Origin of the sequence: Massilimicrobiota sp. SW1139 (assembly GCF_012027715.1) — a bacterium.
GTDB lineage: Bacteria > Bacillota_I > Bacilli_A > Erysipelotrichales > Coprobacillaceae > Allocoprobacillus > Allocoprobacillus merdigallinarum.
In genome coordinates this window covers 139,352-156,900 of record NZ_SJOR01000004.1, presented here as the reverse complement: position 1 = coordinate 156,900, position 17,549 = coordinate 139,352, and the positions used below count along the sequence as shown (strand labels likewise).

The window sequence follows — 17,549 nt, the reverse complement described above, 5'->3', positions numbered from 1 at the left end:
AGTTTCCCCTATTTCTTTGTATCAATTAAATCTAATAAATCTTGTACTGTTGTAATTTTCAACAGTTCATCATCTTGAAACTCAACACCAATTTCTTCTTCTAATTCAAAGACTAAATCAACCAAATCCAATGAATCAATACCTAAATCTTTAAAAGAAGATTCTTTTGTTAATTCCTGACCTTTTAATTTAGATGATAATCTCTCTTTTATTTTATCAAAATAATCCATTCCTTATTCACCTCATTTTCATTATAATCATATCTTTTAGAAAACACAATCTCTTTTCTTACATAAAAGCTTCTTTATGATTCAAAACATAATTCAGACTTAACATTTCTAAATCTTCTTTTAACTGCAAAAACTCCTGATCCAATAAATCAAACAACCATGAAATTTCACTATAATCCAGGTTTTTCAATTCTTCCATTCTTAATTGCTGATTTTCTGGGACAATCCCTTCATGAAAAATACCATTGCCTCTATCCAAAATCAAAGCAGTACGTTTGGCATTCATTTCTAGCAATGCTTCCACTGTTTCATTAGCATAATTTCCTGATGGCTCTTTGTAATAGGTTTCTATACCGCCACTACCCATCATCAAAACAAAAGTCTGACAGAGATAGAAAACTCTTTCGATTCCATTCAATTCATTTAATAAATCTCCGTTTTCACACTTTTGAGAAATCACATTATATAAATCTATGACAATTTGACTATCATCTTCTCTAGATACAATCTCACTGGCCTGTAAAGTCAAATCATCTAATACATCTTCTACTGTTGGCATCATCACACCTCCTATCTCTATTTTATACTTTTTGAGTGAAAAAGTATATAATATCCCTTTATCTTTCCTATAAACATAAGCTATAATAAATGCATGGAAAAAGAAATCTTAAAAATATTAAAACTACACCAAAATGAATATATTTCTGGACAAGATATTTGTGAAAGTTTAAATGTGTCACGTATGACAATATCAACATGTATAAAAAAATTAAAAGAGAAAGGATATCATATTTTATCATCGACAAAAAAAGGATATTGTTTAACTGACGATAATGATGTGATCTTGATTGATCATATCAAAGCACAGCTTCCTGATTTTTTTAAGAACATTGAATATTTTGATGATATTGATTCAACCAATGATTATTTAAAAAGATCACCTCATCAACAGGGAGATATTGTCATTGCCCAATCACAGACAAAAGGAAAAGGAAGAAATGGAAAAAGCTTTCATTCCCCTCAACAAAAAGGAATTTATTTATCTTTTGTTTTAAAACCAGATCTAACCATTTATGATTCTTTAAAAATCACTGCATGTCTGGCTGTATCGCTAGTCAAAACGATTGAAAAAAATTATCCTGTTTACCCTCAAATCAAATGGGTTAATGATATTATGATTCAGGATGTAAAGGTTGCAGGAATTTTATGTGAAGCGAGTCTTGAAATGAATACAGCTCGTATTGAAAATATGATTGTCGGTATTGGTATCAATGTTCATTCTTATACAATGCCTGATGAACTACAAAATATTGCAGGCTGTATTGAAGACTTTTGTACAACAAAAGTTTCTCGTGAACAGCTCATTATAGATTTTTTTCATATTTTCTATCAAGATTATCAAAACTTACAGACATCTTCATTTCTTGATTTTTATCGTCAACATTCTTATATTTTACATCAAAATATTACCGTCTATGAAAATAATCAAACCTATACAGCTTATGTTTTAGACATTAATGATGATGCATCATTAAAGATTCAAACTGAAAAAGGCATCAGTCAGCTTTGTTCTGGAGAAGTTTCTATACGAAAGAAAACATCGTCGTAACGATGTTTTTTTATGGCTTTAAATAAGTTTCAATATGTTCCTGATTCAAATCTTCTCCAATGACAATCACAATATCCTGTCCATCAGATATAGGTTGTAAAGAGATATGATCTTGAGTGGCATTCAATTCCATCCATTGTTGATTTTCAGATATAAATCCTTTGATACGAAAAACATGTCCACATGACAAATCATGAAAAATAGAATCAACAGCTTTCTTGAATTCTGTCTGATTCAAACGATTATTCATAAAATATAATGATGTATATGCTTTTTGATAATCAATCTCATGTTTTATATAATCACTCAACACATAACTTTTATTCATAAAACTTTGGAAATCTTCGTCCGTCCATTGCATCCAATGTGTATCAAAATCTGTTTCTTGAAGCACTCTTTGACATTGTACATCATGAAGAGATTGTTGAATAAAATGAATTGTCTGTTTCACTTCTTCCAAACTGGCTTCCTGATAATGACTCAATAAAATACATCCTGCATGAGCAACTTGAGAAGCTAATAAAAAACGTGAAGTCTTTGATAAATGCTGTTCAATTTGAGCATTGACAACAGCAAAAACATTTCCTATTTCATACCAGTTTTCTAAAGGTTCTTCATGTAAGACATCAAAGAATTCATCAACATCATATATACCAGATGGTTCAACCAAAAGATAATCATATTTTAACATGCCCATTGAAATGAGCTTGGTCTTGAAACGTCTTTGATGCGTTTGGCGATCACAGCTACCCGCAATCATTTCTAAATCACATTGCTTACCTAATGATTCCTGTAAAAGCATCATATCCACATTGACAGCGCCAAAGTCATTTTCAATGATACCCACTTTGTATCCCTGCTTCACCAGATAACTGGCATAATGTTTAATAAATGTAGTCTTTCCTGAACCCAAAAAACCAGTAATTAAATCTACCTTTGTCATATCACCATCTCCCTTCATTTATGGAATTATCTTTTATAACCATGTTAAAATGAATGTCATAAAAAGAAGCCATTAATTATTGATTCTATTTGCATTTAATCAGTTTAATAAACATCTCCATCAAAAATCATAATACCACTTTTCATGAATCTATTGAATTATAATCATACTTAAACATTGATAAGTTGAATAACTGTTTTATAACATCATATAGACCTTAGATGATGTGGAATATTTTAACATATTTTTTAATATTCCACCACTTTCATGATCATGAAAAAAGAGGGAATGGACATGTTCCCTCTATACGTTTATTCATTTGTTCCCATACTCATCGTTTCAGGCAATGTACTTCCACCATCAATAACAAACTGTGAACCAGTGATATAACTTGACTCATCACTACCTAAAAATGCAAATAATTCTCCAACTTCTATTGGTTTGGCAAGTCTTCCCATTGGAACGCCTTTGGCAATATCAGCAATTGCACTTTCTGGATCATCTGGGTTTGATTCTACTGCCATCTTTTCAACCATTGGTGTTCTGGCATAACCAAGTTGTGAACAGTTCACACGAATATGACGGCTGGCATATTCAACCGCTAGACATTTTGTTAAACCAACCAGAGCCGCTTTTGTCATGGCATAAGCTGCTTCTCCTGCATCAGCCACAATATCTCCAGTCACGGAAGAAGCAATCACAATACTTCCTTTTCCTTGTTTTAACATATAAGGAATGACTGCTTGACAAGTATTCCATACACCTTTGATATTGACATCAATATGAAAATCTCTCATTTCATCACTCATTTGTTCAAATGGTGCTAAGCGACAAACTCCAGCATTACAGCAGGCAATATTGACTTCTCCAAATGTATCCACTGTCTTTTGAACTGCTTCTTTCATTTGATTTTTATCAGCGACATTACCTACATACGTAATAATATCAGCCTGATATTGATTTCTTAATCTCTGAGCAGTCTGTTCAACATCTTCTGATAAATCTACCATACAGATTTTGGCTCCATATTTGACATAAGCTTCCGCAATACCTTCACCCAAACCAACTGCAGCTCCTGTAATGATTGCAACTTTTCCATCTAATTTTCCCATAAATTCATGTCTCCTTTATTATTATCTATATCTCTATTGTAATCCTTTTGAACATAACACTCAAACATTTCATGTCTGATTTATATTTTCTAAATCTAATAGCTTCATATATTGAAGTGGAACTTTTTTCACAAGCCAGATATGATTGGCTGAAAGATAAAAAATAATACCATCCTGATACATTTGTTTCGCATCAATTTGATAGACAACAGGTTCTCCATGTCTTTTTCCTACTTTTATAGCTGTTTCAACATCAGTCGATAAATGAACATAAAGTCTCGATTTAGAAATCAAACCTTGCTGTTGAATAGAAGATACATACTTTTTAGCTGTTCCATGATATAAAATATCAGGTGGCACTGCATGTTTGAATTCAATATCAACAGGTATAGAATGTCCCTGATTAGCACGAATCAAAGTATGATCTTCATTAAAAGCATATCTTTGTTTTGAATCAGTGCGGACAATTTCTTCTAATATTTCTCGTTGAAATTGTGGATATCTTTTTTGAATACCTTTGATCAATTCATCTACATATGCCCAGCCATGTTCATCTAAGGTTATGCCTGCCTGTTCAGGATGATGGCGTAACAGCAATGCCATATAACGACTTATAGGTGTTAATTTCATATTTACCCTCCTGACTTTCTTTTTGAAATGCTATTCATGAATATAACGATATCCTGCTTCATCTTTTTCCACATAATAAAATTTATTGATGATATCGTTTAAGTTGAGTTTTGGTTTCAAATCTATTATACAAGAAAATCATCTTTCTTAATAATATTTTCTATAAGCATTGATAAATAATAATATGAATAGAGTCATTTGATAGATATATTTGAAAATTAATTTGAAATATGATAAAGTTTAGACATTCTTGATTAAAATCAGGAGAAGGGAGAAAAAATGGAAAAATTATTTAAATTAAAAGAAAATGGAACGACTGTTTCAACAGAAGTGATGGCTGGAATTACAACATTCTTTGCGATGGCTTATATTATTGCAGTCAATCCAAATACATTATCACAAGCAGGAATGGAATGGGGAGCTGTCTTTTTAGCTACAATTATTTCTGCAGTGGTTGGAACTTTAATTATGGGACTTGTAGCAAATGTTCCTTATGCTCAAGCACCTGGAATGGGATTGAATGCATTTTTCGTTTATACAGTATGTTTTCAATTACAATTCACATGGCAACAAGCCTTATCAATGGTTTTTATTTGTGGTTTGATTAATATTTTTATTACTGTTACAAAGATCAGAAAAATCATTATTAAGGCTATTCCACAATCTTTACAAAATGCTATTGGTGGTGGAATTGGTGTCTTTATTGCTTATTTAGGTTTCTTAAATGTTGGTTTTATCACATTTGATAGTGGTGTTCCTGCCATTGCCACATTAAATCAACCTGTTTTATGGATTTTCTTAATCGGATTGGTTTTAGTAGTTATTTTAACATTAAAAAATGTGAAAGGTGGTATTTTAATTGCGATTATTGTCACAACTATCTTAGGTATTCCTTTTGGTGTGACAACAACAACAGATACTGTTAGCTTTAGTGAAGCATTAAGTGCTTTACCTTCAACATTTGGTGTTATTTTTACTTCTGAAGGTTTACCTTCATTATTTAGCGATATGTCTCGTTTACCTTTAGTTTTAATTACTATTTTTGCATTTAGTATGTCAGATACTTTTGATACAATTGGTACATTTATTGGAACGGGTAGACGTAGTGGTATTTTCTCTGAAGAAGATGAAAAAGCATTAGAAACAAGTAGTGGATTCAGTTCTAAAATGGATAAAGCATTGTTTGCAGATGCAACTGCAACATCTATTGGTGCTATTTTTGGAACTTCAAATACAACAACTTATGTAGAAAGTGCTGCAGGTATTGGAGCTGGTGGTCGTACAGGGTTAACATCTGTTGTCACAGCCATCTGCTTTGCTTTAAGTGCCTTTTTAGCAACTTTTGTCAGTGCCATTCCTTCAGCTGCAACAGCACCAGCATTAATTATTGTTGGGTGTATGATGGTTTCATCATTTGCTGAAATTGATTGGTCAAATTTAGAAGATGCCATTCCAGCTTTCTTTGCAGGTATCTTTATGGCTCTTTGCTATAGTATTTCTTATGGTATTGCCAGTGCCTTTATTTTCTATTGTTTAATTAAAATCTTTAAGAAACAAGCCAAAGATATTCACCCTATTATTGCTGGTGTTGCATTATTATTTATCTTAAACTTTGTCTTACTTGCGATTATTTAATACAAAAAATTCAGGAGTTGAGGCTCTATACTAAAACTGGAGGGGAAGTAATATTCAAAACTTCATCTTCCAGTTTTTTTATATAATAATAGACATAGTCGATAACTCGTTTTACAATTAGTTCACCACAAACAAAATGAAAGGAGTTATTTTCTATGTCCAATCCCAATTATACCAATGATATCTTAAAATCGCTAGAATTAAATTCAATGAATGGTATGTTTTTTCCTATGCCTTATCCTGATTCTGATTCCTGTTTCAGATACGAACGTAAACCTAATGGTTCCATTATTAAATATGTTAATATCGTATCTTCTTCAATGAGCAAACCTTGTCCTCATTGCGGTTGCATTGATCGTCATGATTCTAAAGGCATCAGAAAAATTTTTCTTACCCATACTTCAAATGGGCATTTAAAGACCATACTCGAGGTCACTTATAGAAGGTACAAATGCAAGCATTGCCATAAATATTTCAAGGATAACATCCCTTTTAGATTCCCTCATTCTAAGCTGACTACCATCGCTGCCCAAACCTGTCTTTTTGGCTTTAGAGAAAATACTGCAATGGCTGTACTTGCTAGATCTCATGGTCTTTCCAAAAGCACTGTCTATAGATTATTTTATCATCATATAGACATTCCTCTAAGATTCTATCATCTTCCTTCTACGATCTCCATTGATGAATTTAGGGCAACAGTTGATGAAGGCACTTTTGCTTTTCATATAACTAATCCCATTACTGGAAAAACTATTGATATCATTGCAGATAGACGTGCTTCTTATCTAAAAAACTATTTCATGAGATTTCCTTACGATGAACGAAAGAAAGTCAAAATCATCGTCATGGATCTCTCAGGTGCTTTCCACTCAATCATGCATTCTCTTTTTCCTCAGGCTCAGATCATTGCTGATAGATTTCATTATACAAGAATTGTAAGAGAAAACATGGTTCAAGCAAGAATCAATTGTTGTAAAAATCTTAAAGATGATTCTCTATCAAAACTTATCAAAAGAAATCTTCATCTTTTTGACCAATATAAAAATAGACTTAATGAAAAGAAAGCGTGGTATTATCCATACTTTAAAAAACACATGACAAACAAGCAGCTAGTTGAAGCAATTCTTGAACTTGAATCGTGTGAAGAGCTAAAAATCAACTATGACATTTATCAGGATTTCCTGAAAATACTTAATGAGCCACACAATGATTATAAGAAAGCATTAAATGATTGGCTTGATCATATTTTCAAGACAGAAAATCATTATTATATGACTACTGCTAAAAACTTCAGGAAAAACTGGTTCCTGCCAATACTAAGATCATTGACATACACAACATACTACACGAGAAAAAACAAAAAAATAAAAACATGCTTCAATAATGGATTCATTGAAAGCATGAATAATAAGGTGAAACTAGTCAAGCGTAATGCCTATGGCTATAGATATTTTCAAAACCTAAGAAAAAGAATACTTCTGCATCTTGGTTTTAAGTATGACATTATTTAAAAAAGGAAGTAACTGATTCAGTTACTTCCCCTCCACTCTTGACACAGAGCCGGAGTTGACTCATCAGAGCAACTCCTTTTTCATAGAAATATTAGCTATTATATTTGAGACGAATATATTGAAGGAGTTCTTCGTATTGATGTTTTAATAAAAACGGATTATCTAATAGTTGTTCTATAAGTTCTTTGGCTTCTAATTGAGAATGATTTTTGATAATCATGTCTACCTGTGCTTTATATTCATTGAGATCCTTAATAATATAATAAGAATGTGATAATCTTATTTTTTTCATGACCTCTTTAATAACACAGATATCTTCTAATGAATCCATAATCTTTTTCAAATCATCATATTGAATACATTCATAAATACCCATATCATATATATCAACAGTATCGTTTTCATCATCATGATAAAATTCTCTTGTCTGATCGTTTTCGACATAATATATTTTATTATTAATTTGTTCAACAACACTTTCAACATAGGCATTATATTTTTGCAAGGCATTTTGTATATCTTTTTGTGAAGCCTCCTGATTGATAAGCTTTTGATAAATGGAATAAGGAATTTCATGATATGTGATATGAGCATGAAGATAGTCATTATACCTTTTTTGTAGAGCATCTGGCTTTGATGTAAAAGAAAGTTTATAAAAATAATCATCGAGCTTTGGTAAGTGAGGCTCAACATCATCAATATTGCTGTAACCCATCCATAAAAGAACATTTGTTATTTTGGGGATAAAAATTGCATCATGATGTTTTAACAAACTTTTGTGATCAGCCAAGAAAAAGTCTTGAAAAATGCTAGATACAATACTTTTTAATGCAAAACTTTGCATATCATAGACAAATGTGATAGGACTCTTTTTTTGCATGAAATGCAATTCTAAATGATAAGAAAAATTCTGATTCAGAAACTGACAATATGCATCAATAATTTCTTTAACAAGCTTATGAGCCATATTTCTTATTTTATAAAGTTCATCATTTTTCATGACTTGTCTTAAATCACGTAAAGTATGAATATTTGCTCTTTTCAGGCAATTGTAACTACGGACACTTAATCCTAGTTCTTCAATAGGTGTATGAAGCAATTCATAAGGTATATTTTCATCAGATGACTGATAAACATAGCCTTTTGCTTTTAATAGAGTATACAATAATGAATCCGGATGTAACTGTTCTTTTAAAACAAGTTCTTTGATTTCATCTTCTATGATCTTTTTAAAATCCATGCAATGATGAATGTCTTGAAATTGAGAAAAGTTTTTATAATTTCCATAATCACGTGATGATGGATAGAATTGTAAAAATCGTAATGGATCCATATCTAAATATTGAGCTATTTGGCAGTAGTCGTGACATTCTTCTTGACCAATGCCGTAATAATACTGGTTATCAATAGATGAGCAAGACACAGCTTCTTTTTGTTGAGAAGTCAAATGAATATCTTCATGATTATATATGCTGACATAAGCATCATATCCATCCATAGCTACTATTTCATAACTGTGATTTAATAATTCTTTAATATAATATCTCATAGTCTTCCTCCTACATAGCAAATAATTCTTTCAAATCTTCTGTTGATAATGAAGAAATATTTCCATCACTGTTTTCTACAAACATGTCTGCTAATTCTTTCTTCTTAGCCTGTAAGATTTGAATTTTTTCTTCAATACTCTCTTTCATAATCAATTGATGAACCATAACATTATGATGTTGTCCAATGCGATAAGCTCGGTCAGTCGCCTGATTTTGAGCAGAAATGTTCCACCATGGATCATAGTGGATAACAGCCTGTGCCTGTGTCAGATTAAGTCCTGTTCCTCCTGCTTTTAAAGAAATCAAAAAGACATCAGCCTCACCCTCTTGAAAACGCTGTACAAGTTCTCGCCTTGTTTCCTTAGAAGTTCCACCAGTTAAGATAAAATAACGAATGCCATTTAATTTTAGTTCTTCTTCCATCAAATCGAAGACTTTTGTAAAAGATGAAAATAATAAGACTTGTTGATGGTTGGCTTTATAATTACAAATCAAATCCATACAAGCTTTCATCTTAGATGAACTTTGATAAATATTATCATATATCATTCTTGGTTCACAGCAGATTTGTCTTAGTTTTGTCAACATTGATAAAATCACAATCTTATCAACTTTTTCCATTTGAAATATTTCTTGAAGCTGAGTATTAATTTGAGCAAGATTGGCAAAATACAATTCACTTTCCTGTTGAGTAAAAGGAATCAATTGTGTTTTTTCTATCTTATCAGGTAATTCTAATAAGACATCTTTTTTATTTCTTCTTAAAATAAATGGTGAAACTATTTTTTGAAGTTGTTGAATTTTCTTTTGATCTTGGTTTTTAACAATATCTGTTTCAAATTTCTTTTGAAAATAATGGTAATTATATAAATACTGTGGCATTAAAAAATCAAAGACTGACCATAATTCAGCTAGTGAATTTTCTATAGGTGTTCCTGACAGTGCTAATTTATGCAGAGCATGGAGTTGTTTAACAGATGTTGCATTTTTAGTTTTCTGGTTTTTGATATATTGAGATTCATCAAGAATCACGTATTCAAACTCAATAGCATCATATAGTTCTATATCACGACGTATATAATCATAAGAAGTGACATAAAGATGTTTGTCATGAATATTATGTATCATCATTTCTCTTGTTTTCGCATCCGATACAATGCATGTCACTGGTAAAGTTTGAGAAAACTTATGAACTTCATCTTCCCAATTATAAATTAACGAAGAAGGACACACAACTAAGCTTGGTTTATCTGTTTCCAATTGATCCAATAAAGCAATGACTTGTAACGTTTTACCAAGTCCCATATCATCAGCCAATACTCCATTAAATCCCAATTCATAAAGTGTTCGTAACCATTGATAGCCTTCTTTTTGATAATCTCTCAATAGTTGATTATAATAGGATGTTAAAGGATAGACATATTGTATATGTTGATGGAATTGTTGAATGAGTTTTTGAAAGGATTCATCTCGTTCAATTTGTATATGTTGTAATTCTGTTGCATTATTATCCAATGCAAATACACGATTTTTATTTAAAGTCAGACTTCCATTTTGAATATCATTCGCATTGATATGATATTCATCCATAAATTTTGATAATTCTTCCAAATCAGGTGATTCAAGATAAAGAAGTTCACCACTTTTTAAAAGATGAAATTTCTTTTTGCGACGGTATTTCGACAAAACTTCAGCAATTTCCATTTGTGGAATTTGAGTACTTTTCATATCTAAAGATATAAGATCATGATCAACTTTAACACCTACCTGAATATGATAATGTACCGGTTGACCAATCTTCTTTAATGCTTCGGAAATATATATTTCACTATATTGTTGGAGAAATTCAATACCTGTATGCATAAATTCATATGTTTTTTCATCATAACTATCAAAGTAAACACAACCATTTTTTTCATCAATTTGATGACATTGTTGACGTAAATATGCTTCAACAATATCCTGATCAATTGTTGTAATTGTGTCGTTTTGAAATGCATGAATATGATTCTGATTTTCATCTTCATAGTAAATTTTAAAATAAATCTGTTCATTTTCATTGATATCACCATATATTTTAATGAATGTATATGGTGATTGAATGAGTTCAAAATCACATTCTAAGTCAAAAGAATTTTGCATGGGTGCCCATATATATTTATAAAAATCATGGAGGTCTTCTTCTTTAATAAACATTGGATTTTCAAATAAATCGAGTAAAATATCAAACGATTTTTCATTTAAATCCATTTGAATACGTTGAATCTTTGTCAGTTGTTTAAAAGTAGATATAAAATAAATATACTGTTTTCCAAAATAAAATTGATTTTCATCAATAATTTTAAGTACATAATATTCTTGTTCTTTAACTAAACTAGCTTTTATCGTATAGTCAATATCTTTAAAAAGACAGTGGACTAACCCTAATTCTTTATAGACATCATAAAAATCATCAAGAAATTCACTACGAATATAGACATATCTACCAAAATTTAAAGAACTACGAAAACTAAAGAAATAATTTTCAGGATTAACTTTATTCATTGCAATTTTAGCACGTTCAAGAAATGCAATCTGTTTTAAAGCTTCATCTGTAAAAGATTCACGTGTATGTACAAACTGTAAATATTTACCATACTTCACTTGATCTTTATTTTCTATATGTTCTAAAAATTCATCAACATCTTTAATAATATATTTTTTAGCATTACCAATCTTATATTCTAAATATAAATCACCATCTTCGTTATGAAAAAAAGGTGTTAATTGATATTGTTCATGAGAAATTGATGAACTCACCTGATTATGATAATATTCTTTATTTTGTTGAATCAAATTATTTGTTTCTAAAGCTCTAAAAGCATAAGCACGCTGAAGTTGTTGTTGGCGATGTTCTTCTTGACGCTTTTTTTCTTCTTCAACTTGAGAATTGACATAATGGTATGGAAAAGATGGAATTTCCAGTTGATTTAACTTCAATAAAACTGCACCAATATGAGCACATGGACTACCATCACGGCACCAAATACATTCACAATTGTAATCCATCAAACTGTACTCATCGTCAAAAGAAAAAGAACATTGAAACTCTTCACTTCTAACTCTCACAACAGCATCAACATGATAGCCATTTTCAGATTGTTTAAGATCAATGCTTAAAACATTGTCATAACGATCATAACTTTTGGCGATAGATATATTATTGGGATTAGAAAATAAAGTTAATAAATTAAAATCAGTTTTCATAAATGAATTCTCCTTATATGTGCTCATTATATCATATTTTGTCATAATAAAAAGAGCCATATCATGACTCTTTGAAAATGTCGTCATTACAGATTTACAATTTCTTGTTCTAACTTACAATTGTGCTTTAACATATAATTGATGACTTCTAAATGATATTTTTCCTGTAATTTTTCTAATCGACGTCTATCATTTTGCGTTAAGGATTTACAATAGGCCTGATATCGCTGTAATGTGGGAATATCCATACCAAGCATCTGAAAAGGAATCTGTGTTTTTTCTTTTAAATGATAATAGATATAAAATCCTCCTGCATCAATATCACCAAAATGATAAAACTTTAGATGGGGATAAAGCACATATATTTTTGTCAGCAACGAACGTCTTAAAGCATTATGATAACCGCCTAAGTAAATCACAAGTGTATTATCTAAAACAGTATCATAAAATGAAGTCAGATTTTCAATGGTCAAAACATTCTGATCTTGAATATCCAAGATATGTAGCTGTTCTATATTTTCACTCATCAAAGAGAAAGGACTTTTTAAACGACCTAAATCAATAACTTGACCATTGAGTTCAATGACCATGCGTCCCCTTAAATAGAGAAAACCAGGATTTTTCATAATATTGAAATAAGCAAAAGCTTCATCTTCATCCGCAAAACTTTCCGGACAGTAATCAAATAAAATATGTAATAAACGTGTTTTGATGACTTCTAAACGTTTAGAATCTTTTAAAACTGCCAAAGAAAACTTTCTTAATGAGATTTCATGACTTTGTAAAGGCAAAGCTTTCAAAACTGTAAAAATATCCTTAATTTCCAAAATATCATCAAGATTCAAATAGCGATAAACTGACTGAAACAAAGAAATCTTTTTTAACATATCGATACGAAAAGTCTCCAACCATTCATATGAAAATGTTGTCTGTTCCAATAGCTGAATAACAGTCTTTCTTGTTTCCAAAGAGAAAGTTCGATTCGCATATTGGTAGGCTTTTTCAATATTCGTTAAAGAAAGTTCAATATCATCAATACCATCTAGATTAATTGAGAGAACTACGATATGTAATTCTCTTAAATCATGAAGTGCTTCATCAATCATTAAACGTTCATGATAATAATCACTGTTATCATACTTAGGAAACAGTTTACGCACTGGTATATGAATACGTAAATGTTTATTTGAGCCTTGTTTAGACAAAACACTGCGTTCATATTTATCTAATAAATGATTTAAAACCAATTTTCCATATTTATTCATGAATAATTTCCTCGACAAAAGAATGATCTCCAGATTTGATAATCGCGAGAGTCGTATCAACATAAGGCATAATTGTACTGGCTCTATCAGGTGGAACTGCAATAATAATCTGAACATTGAGTTCATTATAAAATTTCATCATAGACTGAATTCTTGTTTCATCCATATTATTAAATGCTTCATCAAATAAAACAACACATCCTGAATCTTCCTGATATCGTTGCTTAATAAGCTGTTCAAAGCTTGAAGCAATCACAACATAAAATGGTGTCTGTGTCTCTCCACCTGATTTTTCACGATTGACCTTAGAAAACTTTGTGAAATCACCATTTTCATGAGTTATCTTGATATCATAATCAAGATATTCACGATAGTCTGTATATTTTCTGAGTAGCTTTTCTCCACTTTCATTATCATCTAATAAAGCAATTTGCTTAAACAATTCATCTATAACATGTCGATTTTCTTGTGATAACGTCGTAACAAATAAATTGTCGCTGTTATATTGCTGGTTTGTACTGATGATATCATAATATTGTCGATATTCTGGTCGACGACTTGGATTAACTTCAAATTCATAGTGATCCCCATTAAAGTTTTTATTTTTTAATCCTTTATTCAGTTCCTGAATGTCTTTTTTAGCCTGTTGAATCTTTTCGTAAAGTCTTGAAATAAATGATTCCTGAAAAGACATTTCACACTTCATGCGTGCTTGACGGACATCTTCCTGTCGCTTCACAATTTCGATATCTCTTAACTGATAATACATCGTTAAATAGGAATCAATGTTTTCAACACTTTCTTCATAACCCATTTTGGCTTCATGATTAAAGGAACGCATATGATATTCTACATCTTTTTCATCTTTGACAACTTGTGCATTATCCTCATTGATACGTGATTGCAGCTGATGATTAATTGCCTGATACTGATATCTGCCATAACGTTTTTGATAACGTTGTTTGATCTTTTCAACTTCCGGCTCAAGTGTTTCAGGAAGTGGTGGTAAAGATGACAAAGTCTGTTCTAAAGATTCTAAAGACTTCTGATTATTTTCTAAACTGACTGTTTCATAGCTATATTGATTTTGTTTGTCTGTCAGTTGATTTTGAACTGTTTTCAATTCTTTTTGAAGCTGTTCAAGTTGGAACATCAAAGTCATAATGGAATCATCTTCTTCAATCTCACTTAAGCGTGTTTTTAAATCCTGAATTTGTTTTTCAAGCAGACGATAATCATCAATAATATAGAAATTTCTAACAAGATCACTGATATGTGACTGTTCAATCCAATGGACAATTCTTGATGCATCCTGTTTTTGTTTTTCTATCTGTGTCATCTCTTGCTTTAAATCAGTTAATTTTTGGTGAATGATCTGCTTTTGAATTTTCATAGCTTCTTGTCCAAGATATGGTTGTTGATAGATTTTTGGATTGATAGCTCTTACAGCATAATTTTGATAAACCATGCATGTCTTTGTGATAGCAATTGGATATTGTGTCAAATCTTCAACATGTTCAACACAATGAACCTTATTTAAAATCATATTAGCATAATTTTTGGCATAGCTATTATAACTTGTCACAAACTGTGCCAGGCTATTTTCTGCTGTTTGAGAATATTTCTGTAAAGGAATCACATTTACAATACCGACACCAAAAATATGATGTTCTGCTTTATATTGTTCATAAATCTGCATAGCTTTTTGAAAATAAGCAGGTTCAATAATCAAATCAAAGCGTTGCGTATTGAGATAACCTTCAATAGCCTGACGCCATGATTCATCACTCACTTCCAGATATTCACATAGAGGCTTAACTTCAACTTTTTGTTGAAAATATTCTTCCAGATTCACTGAAAGAACTTCGATTAATTCACTGACTTCTTTGCGATAATAAAAGCGATTACGATTCAAAAGTTCCATCTGTTTATTGAACTGTTGACTGGTTTCTCTAAGCTGTTTGAGTTCATGATCATATTGAACTGTTTTTTGCATATTGACATTTCGTCTTTCATTTAAATCATTACGGATATCAAAAAGCTGTTCACTTAAATACTGACTATCATAATCCTGATTTTGAATACGTTCAACAAAAGTCTCTTTCATTCTTAAACGCTTTAACATTGTGATATCTTCCTGTAATTGTGATATATAGAGCTGATAGTCTTGAGATACCTGTTCAAAACGTCTTTGTTGCTGATGAAGATTTTCTTCCAGTTCTTTTTTTAAACGATAGCTTTCATTAGATTCAAGAGTACTTTCCAATTGAAAGACATCTTTTTGTAAACCATGTAATTGATTTTGAATCAAAGATATCTGTTGTTCCATATCTTGAATCATTTTTTTGTTTTTCGCAATTCCTTGTACCAATTGTCCTTTTTGATAATTTAAGCTTTCTATATAAAACACATCTTTTACAAATTCATAATTTTTTAAATGTTTCAGTGTTTTTTGATATTGTTGGTATGTTTTTTCAATTTGTTCTAATAATTCCATACGTTTTTGTTGTTCTTTTAAGACATCACTTAAATGTCTATAAGCATGAATATTATTACGTAAATCATCAATTTTGACAGGATCTTCATTCAATAAAAAATCATAAATAAAATTATATACCTGATTAATAGGCTTAAATGCCAGGGCTCGAGGTATCAGTTCAAAATATTTTGAAGAGACACCTAAACTTTGTCTAAATAGTGAAGGAACCTGACTCTTCTTATCTGCAAAATTGGCTTTAAGCTTGCGTCTTTGTAACTCTTTTCTAAATTCGTTACGATTATAAATATGTCGTTTATGAATAAACAAATCATCCTGTATATTTTGGTCTAAAACTTGAAAAAAGAGTTCCTTTTTTATATTGGCCTGACTTAATTCAAGGACGACGCCTATTAGTTGTGAACGTTTGGATGTTTCATCAAAATATTCTAAGACAATGTAAGAAACTACATCCCCAGTACGTAAAAATGGCTTACCTTCTCGTCCTAGTTTTCCACGCATATACCCTTCTATATTACGTTTTCCAGAATCATTAGCTGCACTGTTAAATTTGGCTTTCCCTGCAGTTAAAACATATTGAAGGGCATCCAGCAATGTTGACTTTCCTGTTCCATTTTCTCCAGTAATCACGACATTATTTTTGATTTCAATTGTTTCATTACTAAAAAGATGCCAGTTAATAATCTTCATCTTCACGAGCTTCTTCACTTTTGTCACCACCTTGTCTGCTGTATTCTGCTAGTCGATGATCAATATCTTCTATCTGTTGAACTGGCAAAACATAGAGTATTGTTGGATAAATAATAATGATAGATTGATCATCATCGCTTTGTCCTGTTGTGTCAATAATATGATAACGTCTTAAAATACGTAATATGTCTCTCATTTCACCTTTATTAATGCGTTTTTCAAAAAGTCCTGTGGCAAGCATAGCGTCATGAAGTTCTTCCATTGTCATTGTAATCTGATCTATTAATGAAACTTCCTGCATCTTCTGATAATAGAATCTTCTTAAAAGCAATAAAACAATGGTTTCATTTTTCTTTAATGTATAACGATTATAATTTTGTAAATTATATAAATTAATGACTTTATCTACTTGATGATGTTCTACGACATAATCCATTAATGCAAAGTATTGAACATATAAATCTAATTCACTAACAATTTTATAATAGTCATCCTGATCTTTAGGACGACTGGCACAGATATAGTTATAACTCAATAATTTATTACACAAACGTGAAAATTCTTCTTTTTTCGAGTCACTTAAACGTACATAATGATTATAAAATGTTGTGGCCTGCTGATATTTATTCAT

13 protein-coding genes are annotated in these 17,549 nt (G+C 30.8%); 3 read left to right on the top strand and 10 right to left on the bottom strand.

Annotated elements, in window-relative coordinates:
* Positions 1-8: 8 nt before the first annotated feature.
* A complete protein-coding gene (locus E0K96_RS04120) occupies positions 9-230 on the bottom strand; it encodes an acyl carrier protein (protein WP_087243132.1) in 222 nt (73 codons plus the stop codon).
* Positions 231-288: 58 nt separating this feature from the next.
* Positions 289-789 (bottom strand): DMP19 family protein, encoded by a 501-nt coding sequence (locus tag E0K96_RS04115; protein ID WP_087243131.1) that lies wholly within the window; start codon positions 787-789, stop codon positions 289-291.
* Positions 790-882: 93 nt separating this feature from the next.
* Between E0K96_RS04115 and E0K96_RS04110 the strand changes: the two genes are divergently transcribed.
* Positions 883-1,839 carry a biotin--[acetyl-CoA-carboxylase] ligase gene (locus tag E0K96_RS04110; RefSeq protein WP_168081410.1) on the top strand — a complete coding sequence of 319 codons (957 nt, stop codon included), beginning with the start codon at positions 883-885 and terminating at the stop codon, positions 1,837-1,839.
* Positions 1,840-1,849: 10 nt separating this feature from the next.
* Here the strand turns inward: E0K96_RS04110 and E0K96_RS04105 are convergent, their stop codons facing one another.
* From E0K96_RS04105 to E0K96_RS04095, 3 genes are all read right to left on the bottom strand, one after another.
* Entirely contained in the window at positions 1,850-2,782 is a 933-nt protein-coding gene (locus E0K96_RS04105; RefSeq protein WP_168081408.1) for a GTP-binding protein, read from the bottom strand.
* A 311-nt stretch (positions 2,783-3,093) separates the two neighbouring features.
* The gene (gene ucpA, locus E0K96_RS04100; RefSeq protein ID WP_168081406.1) at positions 3,094-3,894 is read right to left on the bottom strand and encodes an SDR family oxidoreductase UcpA; all 801 of its coding nucleotides are present in this window, start codon (positions 3,892-3,894) and stop codon (positions 3,094-3,096) included.
* A 69-nt stretch (positions 3,895-3,963) separates the two neighbouring features.
* A complete protein-coding gene (locus tag E0K96_RS04095) occupies positions 3,964-4,524 on the bottom strand; it encodes an RNA 2'-phosphotransferase (protein WP_168081404.1) in 561 nt (186 codons plus the stop codon).
* Between the two features lie 279 nt (positions 4,525-4,803).
* Between E0K96_RS04095 and E0K96_RS04090 the strand changes: the two genes are divergently transcribed.
* Positions 4,804-6,159: an NCS2 family permease gene (locus E0K96_RS04090; protein WP_168081403.1), complete on the top strand. Its 1,356-nt coding sequence runs from the start codon at positions 4,804-4,806 to the stop codon at positions 6,157-6,159.
* 155 nt (positions 6,160-6,314) lie between these two features.
* Positions 6,315-7,670 (top strand): ISL3 family transposase, encoded by a 1,356-nt coding sequence (locus E0K96_RS04085; protein WP_168081402.1) that lies wholly within the window; start codon positions 6,315-6,317, stop codon positions 7,668-7,670.
* 91 nt (positions 7,671-7,761) lie between these two features.
* On the opposite strand, the gene E0K96_RS04080 is transcribed toward E0K96_RS04085, so the two are convergent.
* The 5 genes from E0K96_RS04080 to E0K96_RS04060 all read right to left on the bottom strand — a co-directional run bounded on the left by E0K96_RS04080 (position 7,762) and on the right by E0K96_RS04060 (position 17,549).
* The gene (locus tag E0K96_RS04080; protein ID WP_168081401.1) at positions 7,762-9,219 is read right to left on the bottom strand and encodes a DNA-directed RNA polymerase subunit alpha C-terminal domain-containing protein; all 1,458 of its coding nucleotides are present in this window, start codon (positions 9,217-9,219) and stop codon (positions 7,762-7,764) included.
* 10 nt (positions 9,220-9,229) lie between these two features.
* On the bottom strand, positions 9,230-12,466 hold the full coding sequence (locus tag E0K96_RS04075) for a DEAD/DEAH box helicase (protein WP_168081400.1): 3,237 nt from the start codon (positions 12,464-12,466) through the stop codon (positions 9,230-9,232).
* 86 nt (positions 12,467-12,552) lie between these two features.
* On the bottom strand, positions 12,553-13,731 hold the full coding sequence (locus E0K96_RS04070) for a Wadjet anti-phage system protein JetD domain-containing protein (protein WP_168081399.1): 1,179 nt from the start codon (positions 13,729-13,731) through the stop codon (positions 12,553-12,555).
* On the bottom strand, positions 13,724-16,936 hold the full coding sequence (locus E0K96_RS04065; protein WP_168081398.1) for an ATP-binding protein: 3,213 nt from the start codon (positions 16,934-16,936) through the stop codon (positions 13,724-13,726). The genes E0K96_RS04070 and E0K96_RS04065 overlap by 8 nt, the downstream gene beginning before the upstream one ends.
* Positions 16,905-17,549 (bottom strand): DUF4194 domain-containing protein, encoded by a 645-nt coding sequence (locus E0K96_RS04060; RefSeq protein WP_168081397.1) that lies wholly within the window; start codon positions 17,547-17,549, stop codon positions 16,905-16,907. The genes E0K96_RS04065 and E0K96_RS04060 overlap by 32 nt, the downstream gene beginning before the upstream one ends.